This is a genomic window from Nocardia sp. NPDC057455, from assembly GCF_042802775.1.
In the GTDB taxonomy this organism is placed as follows: domain Bacteria; phylum Actinomycetota; class Actinomycetes; order Mycobacteriales; family Mycobacteriaceae; genus Nocardia.
Map to the genome: position 1 here is coordinate 1 of NZ_JBHVDM010000008.1, position 23,467 is coordinate 23,467.

At 68.3% G+C, this 23,467-nt stretch carries 14 protein-coding genes; 3 read left to right on the forward strand and 11 right to left on the reverse strand.

Going from position 1 to position 23,467, the window contains the following annotated elements:
* Nucleotides 1–671 precede the first annotated feature (671 nt).
* Nucleotides 672–4,283, forward strand: a complete 3,612-nt coding sequence (gene mfd, locus ACFU5M_RS04885) for a transcription-repair coupling factor (protein ID WP_379043802.1) — start codon at nucleotides 672–674, stop codon at nucleotides 4,281–4,283.
* 146 nt (nucleotides 4,284–4,429) lie between these two features.
* The gene (locus tag ACFU5M_RS04890; RefSeq protein WP_379044097.1) at nucleotides 4,430–5,071 is read left to right on the forward strand and encodes a MazG family protein; all 642 of its coding nucleotides are present in this window, start codon (nucleotides 4,430–4,432) and stop codon (nucleotides 5,069–5,071) included.
* 341 nt (nucleotides 5,072–5,412) lie between these two features.
* Here ACFU5M_RS04890 and ACFU5M_RS04895 read toward each other — a convergent pair whose 3' ends face one another.
* The 6 genes from ACFU5M_RS04895 to ACFU5M_RS04920 all read right to left on the reverse strand — a co-directional run bounded on the left by ACFU5M_RS04895 (nucleotide 5,413) and on the right by ACFU5M_RS04920 (nucleotide 15,908).
* Nucleotides 5,413–6,786 (reverse strand): aminotransferase class I/II-fold pyridoxal phosphate-dependent enzyme, encoded by a 1,374-nt coding sequence (locus tag ACFU5M_RS04895; RefSeq protein ID WP_379043805.1) that lies wholly within the window; start codon nucleotides 6,784–6,786, stop codon nucleotides 5,413–5,415.
* A complete protein-coding gene (locus ACFU5M_RS04900) occupies nucleotides 6,783–13,181 on the reverse strand; it encodes an SDR family NAD(P)-dependent oxidoreductase (RefSeq protein ID WP_379043808.1) in 6,399 nt (2,132 codons plus the stop codon). Before ACFU5M_RS04900 ends, ACFU5M_RS04895 begins: the two co-directional genes overlap by 4 nt.
* A gap of 73 nt (nucleotides 13,182–13,254) precedes the next feature.
* Entirely contained in the window at nucleotides 13,255–13,884 is a 630-nt protein-coding gene (locus ACFU5M_RS04905; protein WP_379043811.1) for a GNAT family N-acetyltransferase, read from the reverse strand.
* A gap of 555 nt (nucleotides 13,885–14,439) precedes the next feature.
* On the reverse strand, nucleotides 14,440–15,015 hold the full coding sequence (locus ACFU5M_RS04910) for a TerD family protein (RefSeq protein WP_379043814.1): 576 nt from the start codon (nucleotides 15,013–15,015) through the stop codon (nucleotides 14,440–14,442).
* A gap of 70 nt (nucleotides 15,016–15,085) precedes the next feature.
* Nucleotides 15,086–15,565: a hypothetical protein gene (locus tag ACFU5M_RS04915; protein ID WP_379044100.1), complete on the reverse strand. Its 480-nt coding sequence runs from the start codon at nucleotides 15,563–15,565 to the stop codon at nucleotides 15,086–15,088.
* 142 nt (nucleotides 15,566–15,707) lie between these two features.
* A complete protein-coding gene (locus tag ACFU5M_RS04920) occupies nucleotides 15,708–15,908 on the reverse strand; it encodes a hypothetical protein (protein ID WP_379043817.1) in 201 nt (66 codons plus the stop codon).
* Between the two features lie 506 nt (nucleotides 15,909–16,414).
* On the opposite strand from ACFU5M_RS04920, the gene ACFU5M_RS04925 reads away from it, so the two are divergent.
* A complete protein-coding gene (locus tag ACFU5M_RS04925; protein WP_379043820.1) occupies nucleotides 16,415–17,878 on the forward strand; it encodes a stealth family protein in 1,464 nt (487 codons plus the stop codon).
* Here the strand turns inward: ACFU5M_RS04925 and ACFU5M_RS04930 are convergent.
* From ACFU5M_RS04930 to ACFU5M_RS04950, 5 genes are all read right to left on the reverse strand, one after another.
* Complete coding sequence (locus ACFU5M_RS04930) at nucleotides 17,826–18,779, reverse strand: phosphodiesterase (RefSeq protein WP_379043823.1); 954 nt, start codon at nucleotides 18,777–18,779, stop codon at nucleotides 17,826–17,828. The genes ACFU5M_RS04925 and ACFU5M_RS04930 overlap by 53 nt on opposite strands.
* Before the next feature lie 163 nt (nucleotides 18,780–18,942).
* Nucleotides 18,943–19,185, reverse strand: a complete 243-nt coding sequence (locus ACFU5M_RS04935; RefSeq protein WP_379043826.1) for a hypothetical protein — start codon at nucleotides 19,183–19,185, stop codon at nucleotides 18,943–18,945.
* A gap of 353 nt (nucleotides 19,186–19,538) precedes the next feature.
* The gene (locus tag ACFU5M_RS04940; RefSeq protein WP_379043828.1) at nucleotides 19,539–20,942 is read right to left on the reverse strand and encodes an MATE family efflux transporter; all 1,404 of its coding nucleotides are present in this window, start codon (nucleotides 20,940–20,942) and stop codon (nucleotides 19,539–19,541) included.
* A gap of 73 nt (nucleotides 20,943–21,015) precedes the next feature.
* Nucleotides 21,016–22,047: a PLP-dependent cysteine synthase family protein gene (locus tag ACFU5M_RS04945; protein ID WP_379043831.1), complete on the reverse strand. Its 1,032-nt coding sequence runs from the start codon at nucleotides 22,045–22,047 to the stop codon at nucleotides 21,016–21,018.
* A gap of 34 nt (nucleotides 22,048–22,081) precedes the next feature.
* Nucleotides 22,082–23,386, reverse strand: a complete 1,305-nt coding sequence (locus ACFU5M_RS04950; RefSeq protein WP_379044103.1) for an alanine racemase — start codon at nucleotides 23,384–23,386, stop codon at nucleotides 22,082–22,084.
* Nucleotides 23,387–23,467: the final 81 nt, after the last annotated feature.

Here is a 23,467-nt window from a genome sequence, read left to right on the forward strand (position 1 = left end):
GGACATGCTCGGTCTCGCTTCGCTCGAAACCTGGAGTTGAGGTAGGTGGGCGTGTCGGCGTTCGAACTCGGGACGGAGTGCGCGCGGCTCAGGCGGGTGGAGTTGGGGTGACCAGTGGGTGTGATCCGTTGCGGCGTCGTTCGGGCAAAGCCGGGGACACGAACGACTCGTGATCGCTCCGCGTCGCCCGACACCTGGCGTTTGGTGCGCGGCGGCCTCGAGTTCGCGATATTGCGCGGCTTGGAGCCGCAGGACGGAGTGCGCGGCTCGGGCGGGTGGAGTCGGGGCGATCAGTGGGTGTGATCCGTTGCGGCGTCGTTCGGGCACAAGCCGGGGACGTGAACGACTCGTGATCGCCCCGCGTCGCTCGACACCTGTCGTTGTGGTGGGCGGCGGCCTCGAGTTCGCGATATCGCGCGGCTTGGAGCGGCAGGGCGGTGCGCGCGTCGGTACTGGTCGCGGCCGGGCGTGGGCGATGCCGACACCAGTGTGGTCGGGGCTCGCTTCGTTCGTCCTACCGGAGGTGCGCCTGCCTGCTTGCGGCTTCTTCGGAGCGCAGACCGGTGGCGGGCGCGAGTGCGTGTCCCCGCAGGCGCTGCATTTGTGAGACACCCGCTTAACTAGACTCGGTTGGCCGCTAGAACCGTGTCGCCTGCGCTCAGGAGTTGTCGATGTCCACCCACCGCCCACCGCTGGCGGGACTGGCCGCTGCGGCCGGTGCCGATACCTCGCTACGGACCGTCGCGGAGCTGATCGGCACCTCGTCGGTCGAGTTGGTCGCGCCGTCGGCGGTGCGGCCGTTCGTCGCGGCGCGGGTCGCGGCCGAGCGGCCGTTGGTGGTGGTCACGGCCACAGGGCGGGAGGCCGACGATCTGACCGTCGAGCTGGCGGAGATGCTGGGTCCCACGGTCGCGCAGTTCCCGTCCTGGGAGACGCTGCCGCACGAGCGGCTCTCGCCGGGCGCGGACACGGTGGGGCGCAGGCTGGAAGTGCTGCGCCGGATCGCGCACCCCGACGACCCGTATTCCCCCGCGCCACTGCGCGTGGTGGTGACCACGGTGCGGTCGCTGATGCAGCCGATGGCGGGCGGGCTCGGCGACATCGAGCCGGTCGTGCTTCGCGTCGGCGTCGAGCTGGACTTCGACGACTTGCTCCTGCGGCTGGTCGAATTCGCCTACACCCGGGTCGACATGGTGGGCAAGCGCGGCGAGTTCGCGGTGCGCGGCGGCATCCTCGACGTCTTCCCGCCCACCGCAGACCACCCGGTGCGCGTGGAGTTCTGGGGCGACGAGATCACCGAACTGCGGCCGTTCGCCGTCGCGGACCAGCGCTCGCTGCCGGACGTCGCGGTGGACGTCGTGGTCGCGCCGCCGTGCCGGGAGCTGCTGCTCACCGCCGAGGTGCGCGAACGGGCCGCCGAGGTGGCCGCCGCCAACGCGGCCGACGCGGCGCTGGTGGAAATGCTGGAGAAACTGGCGCAGGGCATCCCGGTCGAGGGCATGGAAGCGCTGCTGCCGGTGCTGCAACCCGGGCAACTGCGGCTGCTCACCGAGGTGCTGCCGGAAGGCACTCACGTGCTGCTGTGCGATCCGGAGAAGATCCGCACCCGCGCCGCGGACCTGGTGCGCACCGGTGAGGAATTCCTGGAGGCGTCCTGGACCGCCGCTTCGTTCGGCGGCGCGGCGCCGCTCGGCGGGCACGGGCTCGACCTGGCCGCGTCGGCCTATCAGCCGCTGCCCGAGATCCACGCCAGCGCCGACCGGCAGGGCCTGCCGTGGTGGACGCTGAGCCCGCTCGCCTCCGGCGATGCGTCCGAGGTCGTCCTGCGGGTGCTGCCCGGCCCCACCGCGCGCGGGTCCGACGAATTGGTGGCGACGATGTTCGCCTCGTTGCGCGCCCACGTGATGACCGGCGGCAGGGCCGTGGTGGTCGTCGCCGGTCACGGCACGGCCCAGCGCATCCTGGAACGGCTGGCGGAGGCCGACGTGCCCGCCGCGACGCTGGAGACGGGCGCCGAGCCGAACGAAGGCGTGGTGGGCGTGCTGTGCGGCTCGCTGCACGACGGCCTGGTGTTCGAGGACGCCGGGCTGGTGGTCGTCGCCGAGTCCGATCTCACCGGCAACCGGGTGACCGCGCCGACCGAAGCCAAGCGGATGCCGGCCAAACGCCGCAACCAGGTCGACCCGCTCGCGCTGAGCGCCGGTGACATGGTGGTGCACGACCAGCACGGCATCGGCAGATTCGTCGAGATGATCGAGCGCACCGTCGGCGGCGCCCGCCGCGAGTACCTGGTGATCGAGTACGCGCCCGGCAAGCGCGGCCAGCCCGGCGACCGGCTGTTCGTGCCGATGGAGTCGCTCGACCAGCTCTCCCGCTACGTCGGCGGCGAGATGCCCAGCCTGTCCAAACTCGGCGGCTCGGACTGGGCCAACACGAAACGCAAGGCGCGCAAGGCCGTTCGCGAGATCGCGGGGGAGCTCGTGCAGCTGTACGCGGCCCGTCAGGCCGCACCGGGCCACGCCTTCGGGGCCGACACGCCGTGGCAGAAGGAGATGGAGGACGCGTTCGCGTTCACCGAGACCGTCGACCAGATGACCGCCATCGCCGAGGTGAAGGCGGACATGGAGAAGCCGGTCCCGATGGACCGCGTGGTCTGCGGCGACGTCGGCTACGGCAAGACCGAGATCGCGGTGCGCGCCGCGTTCAAGGCGGTGCAGGACGGCAAACAGGTCGTCGTGCTGGTGCCCACCACGCTGCTTGCCCAACAGCATCTCCAGACTTTCGCCGAGCGGGTCGCCGGTTTCCCGATCACCGTGAAGGGCCTGTCCCGGTTCACCGATCCGGCCGACGCCCGCGCCGTGCTGGAGGGAATGGCCGACGGCGGCGTCGACATCGTGGTAGGTACCCACCGGCTGTTGCAGACCGGCGTGCGCTGGAAAGACCTCGGCCTGGTCGTCGTCGACGAGGAGCAGCGGTTCGGCGTCGAGCACAAGGAGCACATCAAGGCGCTGCGCACGCACGTCGACGTGCTCACCATGTCGGCCACCCCGATCCCGCGCACGCTGGAGATGAGCCTGGCCGGAATCCGTGAGATGTCGACCATCCTCACGCCGCCGGAGGAGCGCCACCCGGTGCTCACCTACGTGGGCGCCTACAACGACAAGCAGGTCACCGCCGCCATCCGCCGCGAACTGCTGCGCGACGGCCAGGTCTTCTACGTGCACAACCGTGTGTCCTCGATCGACAAGGCGGCCAAGCGGATTCGTGATCTGGTGCCGGAGGCGCGGGTGGCGGTCGCGCACGGCCAGATGAACGAGGACGCGCTGGAATCCACCGTGCAGGGCTTCTGGCAGCGCGAATACGACGTGCTGGTGTGCACCACGATCATCGAGACCGGCCTGGACATCTCCAACGCCAACACGCTGATCGTGGAACGCGCCGACGCGCTGGGCCTCTCGCAATTGCATCAGTTGCGCGGCCGGGTCGGGCGCAGCCGGGAACGCGGCTACGCCTACTTCCTGTACCCGCCGGAGAAGCCGCTCACCGAGACGGCCTACGACCGGCTGGCCACCATCTCGCAGAACTCCGACCTCGGCGCGGGCATGGCGGTCGCGATGAAGGACCTGGAGATCCGCGGCGCGGGCAACGTGCTCGGCGCCGAGCAGTCCGGTCACGTCGCGGGCGTCGGCTTCGATCTCTACGTGCGGCTGGTCGGCGAGGCCGTCGAGGCGTATCGCGCTGCGGCAGATGGCAAGCCGATCACCACCGAGGAGGTCAAGGAGGTGCGCATCGACCTGCCCGTGGACGCGCACATCCCGCCCGATTACATCGCCAGCGACCGGCTTCGCCTGGAGGCATACCGGAAACTGGCTTCCGCGCAAGATGATTCGGCGCTGTCGCTGGTCGTGGACGAACTCGTCGACCGCTACGGCCCGCTGCCGGTAGAAGTCGGGCGCTTGGTCTCGGTGGCGAAGTTGCGGCTGCTCGCCCGCGAGTACGAGATCGCCGAGATCGCGGTCACCGGGACGACTTTGAAGATCTCGCCGCTGCACCTGCCCGATTCCAAGCAGATGCGCCTCAAGCGGCTCTACCCGAGCGCGGGATACCGCGCCGCCTCCGGTGTGGTGCAGCTTCCTCTGCCGCGTGTCGAGGACAGCGTCGGGGCCGAGCGAGTCCGGGATGTGGTGCTGCTGCAATTGGTCGCCGACCTGCTGCTGGCGTTGGACGGGAAGGCACAGGGAGCGGTCGATCTCACCGTCGCCGCCGAGATGGCGCCGCGATGAGTTCGACGGGGCGTGACGAGTCCGTCCTGCGGGCCGCCCGGCATCGCGCCGCCGGGAGCGTACCGTCCGGCAGCGTGCCGAACGGCGACTCGCCACGCACGGATACGGCGGTGGTCGCGGCGGGGCTGGCGGACGCCGTCGAGGTGATGGACCGCCTCTGGCATTTCGGGGGGTGGGAGGTCACCCAGACCCACGACTCCCTGCGCCCCTATCTGCTCGAGGAGACCTACGAGCTGCTCGACGCCATCCAGCACAGCGATGCCGAGACGATCAAGGAGGAACTCGGCGACCTGCTGCTGCAAGTACTCTTCCATTCCCGAATCGCCGAGGCAGCAGGAGAATTCACGGTCGACGATGTAGCCGCCGCCCTGGTCGCCAAGCTGGTCAACCGCAGCCCGCACCTGGTGGACACCCCGATCGATCCGTCCGCGTCGGTGGCGGAGAAGATCGCCGCTCAGGAACGCGCCTGGGAGGAACGCAAATCCGCCGAGAAGTCCCGCCGCTCCTGCCTGGACGGCATCGCCATGGCCCAGCCCGCCTTGGCGCTGGCGGAGAAGATCGTCTCTCGCAGCACCAAAGCCGGTCTCCCGCCCGATCTCGTCCCCGAAGCGCTCCGGGTGGTGCGTCTCGGCGGTCCGGAAAGCGCTGAAGAACGCCTCCGCAAAGCGGCGCTGAGGTTCGCCACCGCTATCCGTGCGACGGAAGACGCGGCGGAAGAGGACCGCGGCGAACGCCTCCCGCTCAGCGCCGAGGATTGGCGCGCCTTCTGGCCGGGAGAGACCGAGTAGGAAGACCACCTGGCTGCGAACCGTAGGGCAATCCGCGCGGCCGTCCGCATCAAGGACACCGAGATGATGCCGGACCCCGAGCTGAACGCACGCCCGCGCCGGCAATCGACCGGGAACGGCAGGTTTCCCGTCGCCGCCCACGTCGACGGCCAGTGGTGGATCTCGCGGATGAACGGTTTTCCCGACCACCCGCTCTGGAACTGTTCATCGACGGCGCACCGCGTTTCGATCTCGACGACACCCCGGCCACCTGGGGCGCTGCCGCCGTAGTCGCTCGGCGGAAGACGCGGCCGCGAGAACTCGCACAATCGACAGGCCACTGACAGCATGGCCGGTGCGGATCATGTGTCGACCGTGCTGTCCGGGATCTGCTCGGCTCGGGCGATCGTTTCGGTGAGCAGATCCACCGTTCTGGTCAGTTGCTCCTCGGTGTGCTCGGAGGTGATGAAGAAGCGGAGGCGTTCCTGTCCGGCCGGGACCGCGGGCGAGGAGATCAGGCCCGCGTAGACGCCGTTCTCCAGCAAGGTGGAGGAGACGTACCCGGCGCGGATCTCGCCGGGAACGATGACGGGCACGATCGGCGTGCCATGGGAGACACCCAGGTTCACGCCGCGTTCGGACAGCGCACCGTGGAACAGGGCGGCATTCGCCCACAGGCGGGTCAACCGTTCCGGCTCCCGCTCGAGCACCTCCAGTGCCGCCAGTGCTGCGCCGATCGCCGCGGGCGCGGGTGCGCCGGTGAGCATGGCGACGCCCGGCGCGGACGACTTCATCGCGCCGATGAGATCCGCGTCGGCCGCGACGAATCCGCCGGTGCTACCCAACGCTTTGGACAACGTCGCCATCCAGATGTCGACGGCGTCACCAGGCAGACCGTAGTGCTCGCGGATGCCATGCCCCTTGTCGCCGAAGACCCCGAACGAGTGGGCTTCGTCGACCATCACCGCACAGTCGTACTCCCGCGCTATGGCGGCCAATTCCTCGATTCGGCCGACGGTGCCGTCCATGCTGTAGTGGCCCTCGAGCACCACCAGCGCACGGTCGAATCCGCTGCGCGAAGTACGCAGTACAGACCGCAGCGACTCGGGGTCGTTGTGCCGGAAATTGATGCGTCGCGCACCGGACCACTGAACGCCGGAGATGACGCTGCCATGAATGAGCGAGTCGCAGACCGCGACATCGCCCTCCCCGAGCAGGAATCCGATCACACCGGCATTGGTGAGGTAACCGCTGGTGGTCACCATGGCGTCGCCGACACCGTAGATGTCGGCGAGGCGGCGTTCCAACTCTTGGTAGAGCGGGATCTCACCGGCGACGATGCGACTGGCCGCCGCCGAGGCCCCGAACTGATCCAAGGCCCTCTTCGCGCCATCGACCACCCGCGGATGGTTGGCCAAGCCGAGGTAGTTGTAGGCGCTGAAGTTCACCAGATCCATGCCCGCCAGCCGTGGCTCCGTGACGTGGATAACCGTGTCGTTGGGCCCCGTCCGGGGCAGGAACAACGGGTTCACCAGCTGGGTCTGCTCATACAGCGACGCGATCATCGCTCGCTTCCGCACGGCCGCCGCCACGTCCGGATGATCGGCGAACTGGCGTCCCGGGCCGCGGCGCTGCCGCGACCGCGTCACCGGTCGCATCGGCGGCGCCGCCGCAGTGCTCCCGGATTTGTTATCCGCCAGTAGTTTTCGCGCCAAATCACGCGCCGACTCGGTCATGCCTGCACCGTCGCCGCGCCGATCGATGCCCCATGTGAGCCGACGCCCTCGACGATCGCCTCGGCGGCCTTGGCGCCGGCTTGCTCCAGGCTGAACGACCGACCGAGCTTCAGCGAGATCAATTCGACACCCAAGGACTGCGTGACCAGCGAACCGAATTCCACCGCCATGAGCGAGTCCAGGCCCAGTTCCGGCAAGGGCAGGGTCAGGTCGATCGATTCAGCGGACACTCCCATCACCGACGCCAGCTGCTCGGCCAGCATGTGCGCGACCACCTCGTTGCGTTTGGCCTCGTCGAGGGCGGCGAGTTCGGAACGGAGGCGGCTGGCGGCGGAATCGTTCTGCGCCGCCGCCGCGATCATGGACTCGAGCCTGCCGGTCAGGGCCAGTTGCGGTCCGGTGGCGGCGACTCGGGTCCAGTTGATCGGGAAGATGTCGACTCTCGTGACGCCGAGTCGCAGGGCCTCCTCCAGATATTCCGGTCCTTCGTCCATTTCGATCGTGTCGAATCCCGTGTTGACCAGGTAGCGAGCAAGATTCTCGTCGGCGGCCGCCATACCGGCTCCGGCCATATGGCCCCAGCCGACCGCCAGCGCGTTGACTCCCTCGCGGGCCAGGGCCTGCGCATACGCGTTCACCGCGATATTCGCTGCGGTGTAGGAGTAGTGGCCGATCCCGCCGAAGATGGCACTACCCGAGGAGAACAGGACGAACTGTTCGAGTTGTGCGCCGGCCGCCACCACTCCGGCGTACAGCGCTCGCGCGCCCTCGAGCTTGGGCCGGAACACCTTCGCCAGGCTGTTGCGATCCATCGCGTGGATTCGCTTGTCGTCTACCGCACCCGCCGTGTGGAAGATGCCCTCGAGCGGATGCTCGGGCCGGTGTGCCCGCGCTATCACCGCACCGACGGCCTCCGGATCGGTCACATCGACCAGCTCGGTGGTCACCTCGACACCCTGTCGCTCCCAGACGACCAGTTGCTGCCTGGCCTCCTCGGTGGTCGCGCCACCGCGTCCGAGCAGAGTCAGGCGCCGAGCGCCCTTGCCGACCAGCCAGCGGCCGATCGCCAGCCCGAACCCACCGAAACCTCCGGTGATCAGGTACTGCGCATCGGAGTGGATGACCACATCGGGGATCTGCGGGCGCACCTGTGGAGCCTGCTCGTCCATGCGCAACACGACGCGACCGATCCGCGTGGATCGCGCCACTTCCTCGAACGCCTGGGCTACCTCGGCAGTGCTGAACGTGTCGAAGGGCAGCGGCCGGTAGGTTCCGTCGTCGAGTCTGCCGTTGACCGCTTTGACGAAATCGAAGACCTTGTGCTGCCGCAGCTTCATCATCCGGTCCAGGTCGAACGAGGAGTACGTCACGTTCTTGTCGAAGTGCCGCAGCTCGAGGACGCCGCCGAAGTAGATGTCCGCCTTGCCGACCTCGATGATGCGCCCGAATTCCGCGACCACGGCGAAGTTCTGCACCAGGATCTCGCCGGGTGCCGAGCTGATCACCACGTCCGCGCCGCGGCCGCCGGTGAGTTCGAGGACGTCGTCGACGAAGTTCAGCGACCGTGAGTGCAGCGCGTGGTCCGCACCTTGATCGAGCACGTAAGCACGGCGCTCGGCGGTGCTCGCGGTGCCGATCACCACGGCGCCGTGGAGTTTCGCTATCTGCACCGCCGCCGAACCGACACCGCCGGCCGCACCGTGCACCAGCACCGTCTCGCCCGGCTGGAGCCGGGCCAGCTCCAGCAGCGCGTACTCGGCGGCGACGAACGAGGTCGAACTGCTGCATCGGCCGGGTTCGAAGCCGTCGCCGACGCGCCAGACCAGATCCGCGCTCAAGGTGTTGAATCGGCCGATCATCCCCTTGCACGCCAAGCTGACCTGGTCACCGATCTCGAATTCGCTGACATCGGGACCGATGCGGACGATGGTGCCGTCACCCTCCATGCCCGGCGCGGTGCCGAAGAAGGTGTCGCCGAGTTCGCGATCACCGAGCAGTCCGATGACCCGCAGCGAGTCCTTGTAGTTGAGGCCGACGGCCGCCATGCGCACCTCGACCTCACCCGGACCGGGATCCCGCCGTTCACTACGCCGCCAGCCCAGTCGCGAGAAGGTCTTGGTCTTGGGGATTTCCAGCCGGAAATCGGCTTCCGGATCGGTCAGCGGCTCGGCCTGGTCCAGGGCGTCCAGGCGATCCTGCAACGTCCGGCTCACCACGGTGGTCCAGCGCAAGCCGTTACGCAGGAACACCTCATCGGCGCGGTCGAAAACGAAGGCTCCGGGAATGGTCAGTTCCGCGCGCAGATCCGCATCGGCGACGTCGGCTGAAACGTCGATCAGTCGCCACCGCAGCCGGGTCTGCTCATTGAGCAGCGCACGACGGGCACCGGCCAGTGCGGCATGGCTCGGATTCGGCGCGACATCGCCCTCCGGGTGGGTGTAGGCGTGCTCGGTGACGAGGGAGGCGTAGAAGGTGTCGTCACCGAGGACATCCCGGTCGGAACCTTGCTCCACCAGCCAGGTGTCGAGGAAGTCCTGTTCGGTCGAGTCGAGGAACTGCTGCGCGGCCAATGCGATCCGGCGCAGTGTCCAGAGGTTGTCCATATCGTCGTAGCCCGATCCGGCGACCACAACCAGATGCACGCGGCCGACGCCGGGAAGCATCCGAGCAGCCCGAAGCCGTTCGGTCACTACGGCTTCCAAATCGTCACGGGACGGGTCGCCGGTGACGATCAGTGGCGAGACCTCGCCCGATACGACCGGAGTGGTGATGCGGACGAGATGTTCGGCCCGCTCGGTCGCCGCGCGGTCCATCGCGACGACCAAGGTGAACAGATCGTCTGTCGCCGGAAGCGCGGCGCGGTCGATGGGATCGCGCATCTCCCAGCGGTCCTCGTAGAAGAAGTCGACCATCCGCTGCATCGGGCCGGGCCGCGGTGCGATCGATCCGAACTTCATCCCGACGATCTGCATACGGAGGTTGTGGTCGGCGTCGAGCAGGTCGATGTCCGCGGTCGGTTCGTCCGTAGTGTCCAGCCGGGCCACCACCGTGACCTCCTCCGGCAGCGACGCGAACAACCGCACCGCACCGACCGCCACCGGGACCATCGCGCCGTCCTGCTTGCTGCCTGCGCCGACGAGCAGGGCGGCCACGCTCTGCAACGCCGCGTCGACGACCGCGGGGTGCGCCGGATGCCCGGCCTTACGGGCGATGGTGCCATCCAGGGTGCTCACGACCGTGGAGCCGGAGATTCGAATCGCGGTCGCACGGCGGAAGGTGGGCCCGTAATCGAGTCCATGCGCCGCGAGACCGGTGTAGAAGTCGACGGGATCGATCTCGAGCATCGAATCGTCATCGGGTACGTCGATCTTGGCCGGTTCGTACACGCCCTCCACGAGCCGTCCGACGGCATTGATCGTCCACACCGAACCCGCCACACCGCGCGAGCGAATGGTGAAGCGCCGGGTCGACTCCTCGAGGTCGAACTCCATGATCGGCGTCTCGCCCGCATCGATGACCAGTGGTGCGACGAAGCGTACGTCTTCGACCGCCACGGACGCGGATTCGGTCCGCAGCGCTGCCGCGCTGAGCGCGGCATCCAGATAGGCCGCACCGGGCAGGATCCGCGATCCGCCGACGACATGGTCGGCCAGCCACGGCAGCGATTCGATGCCCAGCTCGACCCGCCAGGTCGAGGCGTCGTCCGGATCCTGGTCGCCCAGCATCGGATATGCCTCGGCAGTGCCGTGCCGCTTGCGCTGGTATGCCGGAATGTCGTTGCGCAGATGGGTGCGCTGCCACGGGTATGCCGGCAGATCGATATGCCGTGTCGGGGAAATCGAATCGGCGAACAGCGCGTCGATATCGAGGGCTCCGGCGTTGTACAGTCCCGCGATGGTCTGCCTGATGCTGTCGGCATCGGACTGCTTGCGGTTGAGCGTCGCGACGGTCGCCCCGGTCTCGCCCGCGGCGATCAGGATTTCGCGGATGTTGGCGCCGAGTACCGGATGCGGGCCGACCTCGAGGAACACACGGCTGCCCGCGCGCACGAGTTCGGTGATCGCATCGTGGAAGCGGACCGCCTGCCGCACATTTCCGCACCAGTACTCGGCATCCCAATCCGGTTCGGTGACGCGCGCACCGGTGACGGTGGAGAACAGCGGGATGCGGGGCGCCCGCAGCTCCAAATCGGTCAGTACCGAGCGCAGCTCATCCAGGATCGGCTCCATCAGGTGGCTGTGGTACGGCACCTCGACCTGTAGTCGACGGGCGAAAACACCCTGTTCGGTGAGTGCTTCCGCGATTTCGTCCAGGCGGAGGGCGTCACCGGCGAGAGTGACGGCCGACGGACTGTTGACGGCCGCGACATCCACCCGTGCATCGTCCGCGATCAGTTTCCGCACGTCGGCCGGCGCCAGGCCGACCGCGAGCATCCCGCCGGATCCGGCGGTCGTGGCCTGTAGCCGGGCGCGGTGATAACTCACCAGCAGGGCGTCGCGCAGCGACAGCATGCCGGTCACATACGCGGCCGACACCTCGCCGACGCTGTGACCGACGATCGCCGCGGGCTTGATGCCGAGTTCGTCCAGCATGGCGTACAGGGAGACCTGAACGAGGAAATTCGCGGGCTGCGCCACAGCGGTCGTCGTCACGCGCGACTCTTCCTCGGGCCGCAGCAGTTCCTCGATGATCGACCAGCCCGCGATCTCCCGGAACACCGCATCGATGCGCTCGGCCTCCGCGGCGAAAGTGCCCCCGTTGCGCAACAGCTCACGGCCCATCGCCCACCATTGCGGACCCATACCGGTGAACACGAACACCGGTTCGGGAGCGTTGCGAGCGACGGTCCGGCTCACCCGTCCCGCGCCGCCCGCGAATTCGATCAACGCGCGGACCAATTCGGTGTCGTCGCCGAAGGCTATCCCGGCGCGAAGCAGATGGTGATTGCGTCGGGTCCAGGCGGCCTCGGCGAGGTGGCCCGGGTCGGCGCCGTCGGCAATGCGCTCGGCGAAACCGCGCGCCAGATCTCGGGCGGCCTGCTCGCTGCGCGCGGAGATCGGCAGCACCCCGAAGTGTTTCGGCCGGCGTTCGGCCGCAATCGAAGGGCGATATTCTTGCAGGATCGCATGCGCGTTCGTGCCGCCGTAGCCGAATCCGTTGACGGCGACGGTCATCCGCTCGACCTCTGGGCCGACCTCCTCGGCCTCCAGCTGCAACCGGAGCCCGAGTTCGTCGAAGGGAATTTCCGGATTCGGCGTTTCCAACCAACCCTGTGGTGCGATGGTCCGTTTGGACACGGCCAGCGCCGACTTGATGACACTCGCGATACCGGACGCGGCCTCGGTATGGCCGAGCTGCGCCTTGACCGAGCCGACGCCCAGCGGTGTGGTGCGGCCGTCGACAGCGCCATACGCACGGCCGATCGCTCGTAGCTCCAGAGGATCTCCGACGGGGGTTCCGGTACCGTGCGCCTCCACGTAGGTGACCTCGTGCGGCCGGATGCCCGCGCGGCGGGTCACCATCTTCGCCAGCGCCTCCTGCGAATCAGCGTTGGGTACCGTGATCGCCGTGGTGCGGCCGTCTTGGTTGGATCCCGTACCCTTGATCACCGCGTAGACCCGATCACCATCGCGTTCGGCGTCGGCCAGCTTCTTCAGCACCACCATCCCGGCGCCTTCACCACGACCGTAACCGTCAGCGGCGGCGTCGAAAGGCTTGCTGCGGCCGTCGGCGGCGAGGAAGCCGCCCTTGCACATGGAGACGAACGGCTCGGGCTCGGCCAGCACGGTCACACCACCCGCGACGGCGACCTCGCAGTCGCCGTTGTCCAGCGCTTGGCAGGCCAGGTGCACCGCGACCAGCGATGACGAGCACGCGGTGTCCACGGTGATCGCGGGGCCGACCAGGTTGAGCGCGTAGGCGATCCGGTTCGAGATCATCGTGTAGGAGGCACCGGCCGCGGTGTGCATGTCGACGAACGGCAGCGCCGGGCCGCCGACCGAAACACCCAGCTGGTCCATGGTGAACGCGCCGGCGTACACGCCCAGCGGTGCGCCGCTGACCCGCCCGGCGATACCGGCGTCGTCGAAGGCTTCCCAGGTGACCTCGAGAACGAGGCGCTGCTGCGGATCCATCGCCGCCGCCTCGCGCGGTGAGATGCCGAAGAAGTCCGGGTCGAACGCCCAGGGGTCACTGGTCATGAAAGCCGCACGCTTGGTGTACATCCGGCCCGGCGTCCTCCGATCCGAGTCGTAGAAACGCCGGTAATCCCAACGGCTCTCCGGGATATCCACGACACCGTCGCCTTTTCCGACGATGAATTCCCAGAAGGATTCGGGGGAATCGATACCACCGGCGTACCGGCAGCCGATACCGATAATTGCAATGTCGGACACAACAACTCCCTGGATCGAACTCGAAATTTTCCCCGACGAGAATGGGAATTTTGAATCGCGCTGCCGGTCCCGGCTACGCGGCGGCGTTGCGCAGTGGCTGACGAGCCACGACGTTCATTTCCGGGCCGTTCTTGCCCAGCACCGTCTTGGCCACCGGTTCGAGGCCGAAGGCGCGGTAGTAGTCGACATTCGCATCCTTGCAGAGCCCATACAGCGGAACCGATTGCGCGTCGGCCTTGTCCACGAGCGAGCCGAACAGCGCGCGACCGACACCGCTGCGCTGCAGCCCGGGGTCGCACCCGAGATAGACACAGCACAAATTCGGCTCGGCGGGTGCTGCCCGCTCGATCGCGCTGTCCACGACGACTCCGCGTCGCGTCGCGGTGCCCATCGCGAACAGCAGCAGGACCCCCGAGACGAGTTCGCGCCAGAAATCTTTTCGGTATCCGGCCGGATACCACAGCAGCACACCGGCCACCTTGTCGTCGACGATGCCGACCTCGGCGCCGCCCGCGGGCAGGAAACGGTACTCGATCATCAGCCGCAGCATCCGCGCAGCACGACGATGACGCACTTTCTCGTCCGGGAAGACGAAGTCCTCGATCGGATCGTCATTGGCAAAGGCGGCACTGAGCACGCGCACCATATCGGTCACATCGTCACGCGTCGCCGGACGCACGACCGGCCCGTTCGCCTGGTTCAAAGCTGTTGTCCCTCAAAGCATGTCGATCATCTGCGGACTGTGCGGCAGCACAACGAACGAAGCTACCGATCAGTAGACTACATGAATCCGCGTGCAACGCTACCCGTCGGTAGTCAGCAATATGTAACGCGTTCCAACATTGTCCCGAGCGGCAGTCTGGAGTGGTTGTGCGCAATCCTGCAAATCTCTGGCTTACCATCCGTGGGAGTATCGGGACCGGCGGATCGCCTCGAATTGGACATTTACGGCAATACGGTTGGCGACGACTTCGCCGAGGATTTCGGACCGGCGAGCGCGGTCGCGGCTGAAGGGCCGGGCACGTATGACCCGCCGCAGAGGTCCGGCGAAAGTCGGAATGGTGCCGCATGAGTCGGTCTTGCCGACGGTGGCCGGGTCACGAAAGGGCGCGGATGCGCGGCATTCGACACCTCGCGGTATCAGCACCCGGCGGGAACGTGACAGATCGGCTCGCGCCACACGAATCGCCACGAACTCGGGGCTGTGCACGCCACCGAGCCGAGAACCCGGCGCGGCGGTCGTGGAAGTGGGACGCAGTCAGACGTTGACGCCGTAGTCCCGGGCGATGCCCGCCAGGCCGGAAGCGTAGCCCTGGCCGATGGCGCGGAACTTCCACTCGTTGTTGTGGCGGTACACTTCGCCGAAGATCATGGCCGTTTCGGTGGACGCGTCCTCGGTGAGGTCGTAGCGAGCCAGTTCGACGCCGGTGCCTGCGTCGACGACGCGGATGAAGGCGTTGCGGATCTGGCCGAACGACTGGCCGCGGGCGTCGGCGTCGTGGATGGACACCGGGAAGAAGATGTTGGTGATCTCCGGTGGAACGGCGGTGAGGTCGACGTTGATCACCTCGTCGTCACCTTCTCCCGCGCCGGTGAGGTTGTCGCCGGTGTGCTCGATGGATCCGTCGGGCGAACGCAGGTTGTTGTAGAAGATGAAATGCTGGTCGGACAGCACTTTGAGATTCGGTCCGCAGACCAGCGCGCTGGCGTCGAGGTCGTAGTCGGCACCGGTGGTGGTGCGCACGTCCCAGCCGAGCCCCACCGACACCTTGGTGAGATTCGCCGCCTGCTTCGACAGCGAGACGTTGCCGCCTTTGGCCAGAGTGACGCTCATGATTCCCTTCCGCGCGGCACGGCCGGTGCCGCCTTCTCTCTGCTCCCGGAAACGTCGGGCTGCTGAAGTTCTAGTGGTCGGCCCAGGATTGCAGGATGCCGACCCGGTCCTTCAGCGCACGCAGTTCGCTCTCGTCGTCGAGCACCGTGCGCTGGATGCCTTGCACGACCGCGAAGGCCGACTGGCGGTGGTCATCGATCACGTCGACGTCGATGCGGACGGCGACATAGTCGTCGGCGCCGGGCATCTGCTCGGCGACTACATGCGCGGTGCCCCGGGCGCACATCGCCACGTTGCCTCCGCCGAGGATCAGCAGCGCCACCTCGGGATGGTCGCGCAGCCGGGCCAGCGAACCGCGATCGTACTTCAGGCTGAGCAGGATTCGCCGGTCACCCGCCCGCACCGGCCAGGACACCGGAATCGCATGCGGCGCGGGATCGGTCGTCACCAGCACGCCGATCGTCTCCAGGGGCCATTCCGGGAGCACGTCCAGCTCGGGATGATCTGTCGAGTTGTGCTGACGTTGGGCGGGGCTCGCTCCGGCTGCCATCTTCGTCACCTCATGGATCGTCGAGCGCGGCGGGCTGTGCCGCGCTTGATAGCAGTCTAAGGTGCTGTGCCCCTTGCGTGCTGGCGCTGGGTGCTTTGTCCGGACCTCACTTCGGGGACCCGCCGCCGGTGCGCGGCGCCGGTCAGGCCGAGAGCAGCGCGGGGACGTCGAGTGCGTCGGCCCATTGCCGAGCCATGTCCCGGACGCGGATCTCGGTCGACGCGTCGTGCCGCGCGTGTTCGCCGAGCTGGACGGCTCCGCGGGCGACGAGCTCCTCGGCGATGCTGTCCGCCGCGGACTCCGCGGTACCCATCTCGGTTCCGAACAGGATGACGACACGCACTGCGCAACCCTTTCTCCAACATGAATATGGTGAGGCTACCCTAATTGTAGCCGGAGGTGTGCTGTGCCTCCGGCGGATGGCCGGGGCCCGCGGCAGCGCCGGGACACGCGCGGTTCAGCTGCGCCGATTGACGGAATCCGCAACACGTTGCATCATTCGTAGAGGTGCCCGGTGTTTTCTGGGCTGACCACTTTTCCGCCGGCCGATGGCTGTCCGGCTCCGCGACTGCCGCCCGTGTCCTTCGAGTCCTCGCACGAGTGCAGCGCTTCCATCCATGACGCTCAGCGCGTCCGGCCGTGAGTGAGGTGAAAACGAAATGGTCTACCAGTCGTCTGCATTCCCGGTGATCAATTCGCGCGCCCGCTTCGGCTCCCTTCCCCACTTCTGAATGTCACCGCGCCGGGCGCGGTCTTCAATCGTCGATGTCTCGCATCGGCGGACTCGCGGCTCGGCGCGGTGCCCCGGACGTAATCGAAACCGGTGGATCGACGGATGTGGAGACAGTCATGGTGGACAGGGGAGCGGTGGATTCGGGGGCTGTGGAAATGGTGACGCGGCCTATGGCGAGCAACCTCGCCGTGTCGGCCGCGATGATCGCGGATCTGGGGTATCTGCGCGCGGAACTGGCGGCGGCGGAGGTGCCGTTTCTGCTCGTGCGAGACAGCGGGCACCGGCTCGTGCTCGCGGCCGACGCGGCGCACCGCCCGATGGTGCGCCGGGTGACCGCCGCGGCGATGTCGGCGGGATTCTCCTTCGCCGAGGTGCAGCGCAACGTCTTCCGGCTCGGGCGCGACCACGATCCGGCGCATCACGTCGAGCTGGAGCTGTGGGAGTACCACGGTGACACGGTGACCTGTCCGCGCCCGAACGCGCTGACTCGGACGGTCTTCGACGTCGCCGACGTCCAGCGCACGCAGGTGCGGCTGTTCGACCGGACCTGGCCCACCCTGGTGGACATGTTCGCGCCGCAGACCGGCGACGTCGGTTTCGACATCGACCTGGTGTTCTCCTGGGTGGACGGCTCCGATCCGGAATTCCGCGCCCGCCGCGCCGGGATGCTCGCCCAGGTCGTGGTCGGCGAGGGCGACGACGCGGACGCCAGGATCCGGCAGATCGACGAGTTGAAATACGCCTTGCGGTCGGTGCACAAGAACGCGCCGTGGATCCGCAGGATCTTCATCGCGACCGACTCCACGCCGCCGGACTGGCTTACCGCGCATCCGAAGGTGACCGTGGTGCGGGCGGTGGACCACTTCCGCGACGTCAGCGGTTTGCCGGTATTCAACTCGCACGCGGTGGAATGCCAGTTGCAGCACATCGACGGGCTCAGCGAGCACTTCCTGTACTCGAACGACGACATGTTCTTCGCGCGGCCGGTGCGTCCGTCGATGTTCTTCACGCCGGGCGGCGTGAGCCGGTTCATCGAAGCGGACACCAGGATCGGTCCGGGGCGCAACAACGAGCGGCGCAGCGGTTTCGAGAACGCCGCGCGGGTCAACCGGGCGCTGCTGGCCGATCGTTTCGGTTATGTCATCACCCGGCACCTGGAGCACACGCCCGCGCCGTTGCGGCGCAGCGTGCTCATCGAGATGGAAGAGGAATTCGCCGCGGAATTCGCGCGTACGAGCGCGAGCCGGTTCCGGGCGGCCACCGACATCTCGGTCACCAATTCGCTGTACCACTATTACGCCATGCTGACCGGGCGCGCGGTGCCGCAGGAGGTGGCGAAGGTGCGCTACGTCGACACCACCAGCTACGGCGGCCTGCGCTTGCTGGACGGGCTGGCGCGCCGGCGCGATGTCGACTTCTTCTGCCTCAACGACGGCAGTTTCCCCGAGGTCGGCGAAGCCGAGCGGGTGCGCATGGTCGCGGAGTTCCTGGCCAGGTACTACCCGGAGCCCGCGCCCTGGGAGAAGATCAGCGCACCGCCTCGTCATCCGCTTCCGGAGTCGACGCAGGGCGCCGCATGACGTGCGGGATGCGCCCGGCGGGCGGGATCACGATGCCCTCCTCCGCCAGTCGCAGCTGCGCCTCCTCCGGCGTCGCGGGAGCGCCGACCGTGCGGCCGCGTTCGATGGGCACCACCGAGTGCACCACGGTGTCCGGGTAGATGTGCACGTAGTTGAAGGCCTGCGCGCCGTCCCGGCCGCGCAGGCCACCCTGCGCCACCCCGAGATCCTGGCTGTAGCAGGTGGCCGACGCCACCGAGACCGGGATGCCCGCGAAGGTCGCGCTGGTGGAGAAGTGCAGGTGCCCCGCCAGGATGGCGCGCACGTCGCTGCCGTCGAGCACGTCGGCCAGCCTGCGCTGATCGCGCAGTTCCACGGTGACGGCGAGGTCGACCACGCACGGCACCGGAGGGTGGTGCATGGCCAGGACGGTGCCGAATGGCGCGGGCTCGGCCAGCACCGAGCGCAGCCACTCCAGCTGCTCGTCGGCGATCTCGCCGTAGTGGTGCCCGGGCACCGAGGTGTCCAGGGCGACGATGCGCAGCCCGTCGATCAGGTGCACTCGATCCAGCGGGGAAGTGGTGGGGTACTCGCCGAGCAGGCGGGCACGCAGGGCGGCGCGGTCGTCGTGGTTGCCGGTCACCCACACGATGGGCGTCTGCAAACTTCTAGCGAACGGCTCGACGATCGACTTCAGCTTGGCGTACGCGGCGGGCTCGCCCCGATCGGTGAGGTCGCCGGTGAACACGATCGCGGTCGGGCGGATCCGGCTCGCGGCGGCCTGCTCGAGCAACTGTCGTAACCGCAGGTCGGCGTCGACATCGCCGTACAGGGGGTCGTCGCCCGCGATGAGATGTGTGTCGCTGAAGTGAAACAACACGTGATCCGGACGCGGATACTCCGCGACTCTGGTGATGGACACCGGACCGAACTCCTCCTGGCGGTTTGCCCGCCATTGGCTTGGCTCCGTCGCCACGATAGCGTCGGTTACGGACAGGTTTCCCGACGGTTGATGAAGACACGCTTGCGGGAAGGTGAGTTTTCGGTGTCGAACGCTGGGGAAACGCCGATCGGTGTGGGATTGGTCACCGGCCGAGTGCGTCAGCGGTGCGCAGGGCGTCCACCACCATCGCGGCGTCCACTGGGAAAGGTTCGTTGTGGATCGTCTCGCCCGCAACGGTCGCGCGCCTGGCGATGGCCGACAACGTCTCGTCGTCGGCGTCGGGCAGACCGAGTGCGGCGAGCGCGGACTCCGGCCCTCCGGGACTGGCGGGGCCGGAACGCGATCCAGCCCTCTCGGGATCAACACTGCCGCAGCCGGAACCCATCGCCGCGCCGTGATCGGCGATGGCGCGGGTGTTCGGGGCCGGCGATGGCGTGGCGCTCCGAGTCGGCTGTTGCGTGGCGCTCCGAGTCGGCCCATCGCATCGGCGCTCGGGGCGGGCAGGGGCTCGCGAAGCCGTCCCGCCGACCGGCGGCACCCGTGCCCGAATGTGCTCCGCACTGCGACGGTGGGCCGGGGCAGCATCGCGGACGGGACATCGCCCGCCGACCACCGCGCCGGATACCGAAGAGGAGCTGCCATCTGACATGCGGCCGCTTGTCCGGTCCGAGGCGGCTTCTGCGGTCGGGAGCGCCCCTCCGCGACCCCGTAGGTGGCGAAGGAGCGCTCGCGGCCGGATCAGCTCGGTGTGGTGAGCGATTCCGGGAGCAGGCGGGGCCGGTCGTGTTCCCGCTCGCTCAGCAACGCGAAGTAGCGGCGCAGCATGAGGATGGCGGTGGTGGCAAGGCCGGCGGTGAGGCCCCACCAGACACCTGCCGCACCGAGACCGGCCGGGTAGGCCAGCAGCAGGGCGACGGGCAGGCCCACGCCCCAATAGCCGATCAGCGAGAGCCGGAAGCCCGCGTTGGTCGCCTTGAGCCCGCGCAGCAAGCCGGTGCCGATGTTCTGCGCGGCGTCGAAGAACTGCAACACGATGCCGATCAGCAGCAGAGTGTGCGCGACCCGGATGGTGTCGGCATCCGAGGAATCCAGGAAGGGGCGCAGCACCAGATCGGGGGCGACCACGTACACCGCGCCCGTCAGCGCCGCGATCACCGCGGCGTGCCGCAGCGCGAGCCAGGCCAGCGCGCGGGCGTGCGTGTGCTCGTCCCGCGCGACCGCGTGGCTGACCAGGATCGAGGCCCCGTGCGACAGGCCGATCGCGACTTGGAAGACGATGTAGATGATCTGGTAGACGACGTTGTGCGCGGCCAGCGCCGCGGGGCCGATGCTGCCCATGACGAGGGCGAGCACCGAGAACATGCCCGCCTCGGAGCCGTAGGTCAATGCGATCGGCGTGCCCAGTTTCAGTTCGGCGCGCACGGTGTCGAGCCGCACCGGCAGTGGCGTCTTGGGCAGGGTGGGGCCGAGTTCCTCGTCGCGCCACACCATCGCCCAGAACACGCCGAAGGTGATCAGGAAGACGAGCGAGGTCGCGACGCCGATACCGGTCAGCCCGAGTTCGGGCAGCCCGCCCTTGCCGTGGATGAAGCCGAGGGCCAGCAGCAGGTTCAGCGCCACCGAGCCGAGTGTCACCAGCAACAGCGCCTGCGGGCGCTGCATGCCGACGGTGTATTGGCGCAGAACCTGGAACCACAGGCAGGGCAGCAGGCCCGGCGCGAGCGCCACCAGCAGCGGACGGGCGTCGGCGAGCACGCCCGGGTCCTGCCCGAGCCAGGGCAGCACCCAGCCCAGCCCGATCAGCACCGCGCCACCGAGCAGCCCGGCGACCGTGGCGATCGCGAAGCTCGAGCGCAGCAGGTCGCGGATCTCCGGATCGGGCGAGTCGCCGCGCTTGCCCGCCGCGCTCACGGCGGTGGCGATCTGGTTGCCGCTGGCGGTGATCAAACCGACGCACATGGTGCGGATCTGGTTGAACAGCACGATCGCCAGGCCGCCCGCGGCCACCTGCCGCACACCGAGCGTGCCCATCAGCGCGATGTTGGTGGTGGATACCGTGATCTGGGCCAGCTGGGTCAGCGCGATCGGCGTCGCGAGCGCGGTGAGCCGCCCGCCGTCGCCGCGGAAACTCGTCACGATCACCGGTTCTCCTTCGCAGAAGGCGGGAGCGCAGTCCCGCGCGGGCGCAACGTCGTGCCGTAGGAGCGACCGGACCTCACCGCGCCTGCACCAGCGTGTTCCGGGCCGCGGGCGTATAGCGCCGCAGCAGCTCCGCGACCGAGCGTTCGGCGTCGGCGTCGAGCAGGTCGCGCTCGCTCATCCAGTCGTCGTCGAACACCGTGTCCAAGTACTTCTCCCCGCCGTCGCACACGATGGTGACCACGGTGGAGCCCGGCGGGAACTCCTCGAGCCGGGTCAGCCCGGCGTGCACCGAACCGCCCGCCGACCCGCCGATCATCAGGCCCAGCTCCGCCGCCACCGCGCGGGCGGTCGCGAAGGCCGCCACGTCGGAGACCTTCACCCCCTCGTCCAGCAGCGAATAGTCGACGGCGGTGCCGATGGTGGCGCCCGGCGGGGTGCCGGTGCCCGACTGCCAGTACGGGCCGCCCGGCCCGCCGAAGGCGATCGAACCGACCGGCTCGACGCCGATCACGTAGGGCGTGCAGCCGAGCTGGTGCAGCCGGGTCGCGGTGCCGAACAGCGAACCTCCGGTTCCCACCGCGGACAGCAGGATGTCGACTCGCTCGACGTCCTCGAGCAATTCCTCCGCCACCGGGTAGTAGCCCACCGCGTTGGCGTCGTTGTTGTGCTGCTCGGTGAAGAACGCGTCGGCGCGTTCGGCCGCCATCGCCTCGGCCAGGTCTTCCCGTGCCGAGGTGGCGAGATTGTCGTCACCGTCGTCGGCGACGTACACCAGTTCCGCACCCATTGCCCGCATCGCGCGCAGTTTGTCCTTACATGCGTGATGGTCGACCACTGCGGTGAAGCGATACCCACGTTCGGCGGCAACTACCGCCAGGCCGAGCCCGGTGTTCCCGGACGTGGATTCGATGATATGTCCGCCACTGCGCAGCAAACCGCGACGCTCGGCGTCGAGCACCATTTCGCGCGCCATCCTGATCTTGGCCGCGCCGGTCGGGTTGAACTGCTCGAGCTTGAGCAGTAGGCGGGTGCCCGTCGCGGTGGCCGCGAGCTCGAACAGCGGCGTGCGACCGATCAGATCCGTCACGCGCGTGACGAGCGGCATTGATATCTCCTGGTTCGGGTCGGGGAAGTCGGGGTCAGCTGCCGTCGCGGGTCCAGCGGAAGCGCTCGCCGGGTGCGTCGTGCAGCACGACTTTCGGTGGGATGGGGAGTTCGTGGAACGCGGACTCGTTCGAGTCCATCTGATATCCCGCCGTATTCGGGTAGATCAGCAGGTCACCGACTTCGGCGGGGCGCGGCAGCGGCACCCGGCGCCAGCTCAGCATGTCGGAATCCAGACAGCTGGCCGCACCGACGCTGGTCGGCGTCACGGCGCCGGGCCGCGCGGGCCACAGCACCGGATCGGGCAGGTACTCGCTGTCGAACCATTGCTCCGAGAGGCTGAGGCTCGTGCCGTCGACGGTGAGCAACCGGTAGGGCTTGCCGTGCGCATGCCTGGTCTTGCCGCCCTGCACGCGGAAGACGGTGCAGCCCGCGTGCGCGAGCAGCGCGCGTCCCGGTTCGATCGCCAGGCGCACGGCGTTGTCGCGCAGCCGTCCGGCGAGATCCTCGTGCGCGAGGATCTGTGTGAGCATGGCCGCGCCGGGCACCGGAAAGTGGTACGGATAGTACGAATCGAAGGACTTCCCGGAATGGAACCACTGCCTGTCCATCCCCGCGGTGAACGCCGAGGCGGCGTCCGCCGGAACGTAATCGACGCCGAAGCCCCCGCCGATCGACACGGTGGTGGCCGGATGTCCCAGGGTGCGCGCGTGCAGACAGCGGGCGATGAGCTCACCCGCCAGCTCCGCCCGCGCCACCGCGTCGTAGCCGGACAGATGGAAACTGAAGCCTTCGAGCCGGATCGACTCGTGGCCGCCGCACAGCGCCAGCGCGTCCTCGATCTCGCCGGAGGTCATGCCGAACCGGCTGGCCGAGGCAGCGGGCAGCACGCGCAGCAGCACACGCGCGGGCTCGCCGGGAGACGTCAGCGCGGCGAGACGCTCGAGTTCCCCGAGATCGTCCGTGGCGATCAGCGCACCGTGCCGGGCGGCCAGCCACAACAGATCGTCCGCCTTGGCCGGGCCGGTCACCATGAGTTCGTCGCCGCGCACGCCCTGTGCCAGCGCGGCGGTCAGTTCGCCGACGCTGGCGACGTCGACGCCGGCGCCGTGTTCCGCGCACGCCCGCGCGACACAACCGGCTTTGTTCGCCTTCTTGCCGTAGTAGATCGTGCCGTGCACCCCGGCGCGGGTGAAAGCGGCGCGGAAGGCCCGAATGTTGTGGCCGACCCGCGCCGGATACATGACATGGAACGGGCCGCCCATCGCGAAGGACAGGTCACCGAGGAGGTCCGGGTCGGCGAGTAGACGGCGCTCCCACGGGTCGAGATGCGCGGGCATCGGTGACGCGCTGATCGAATCGTGCGCGTTCGCATCGGGCCCCGGCTGCACGGCGATACTCGAATGTTCTAGTCCCACCGT

Coding starts and splice junctions, on each gene's coding strand:
- ACFU5M_RS04935 (WP_379043826.1), bottom strand. CDS start 19,185: ATGGGTTCCGGCTGCGGCAGTGTTGATCCCGAGAGGGCTGGATCGCGT.
- ACFU5M_RS04950 (WP_379044103.1), bottom strand. CDS start 23,386: ATGCCCGCGCATCTCGACCCGTGGGAGCGCCGTCTACTCGCCGACCCG.
- ACFU5M_RS04945 (WP_379043831.1), bottom strand. CDS start 22,047: ATGCCGCTCGTCACGCGCGTGACGGATCTGATCGGTCGCACGCCGCTG.
- ACFU5M_RS04925 (WP_379043820.1), top strand. CDS start 16,415: ATGGTGGACAGGGGAGCGGTGGATTCGGGGGCTGTGGAAATGGTGACG.
- ACFU5M_RS04910 (WP_379043814.1), bottom strand. CDS start 15,015: ATGAGCGTCACTCTGGCCAAAGGCGGCAACGTCTCGCTGTCGAAGCAG.
- ACFU5M_RS04915 (WP_379044100.1), bottom strand. CDS start 15,565: ATGGCAGCCGGAGCGAGCCCCGCCCAACGTCAGCACAACTCGACAGAT.
- ACFU5M_RS04890 (WP_379044097.1), top strand. CDS start 4,430: ATGGACCGCCTCTGGCATTTCGGGGGGTGGGAGGTCACCCAGACCCAC.
- mfd (WP_379043802.1), top strand. CDS start 672: ATGTCCACCCACCGCCCACCGCTGGCGGGACTGGCCGCTGCGGCCGGT.
- ACFU5M_RS04895 (WP_379043805.1), bottom strand. CDS start 6,786: ATGACCGAGTCGGCGCGTGATTTGGCGCGAAAACTACTGGCGGATAAC.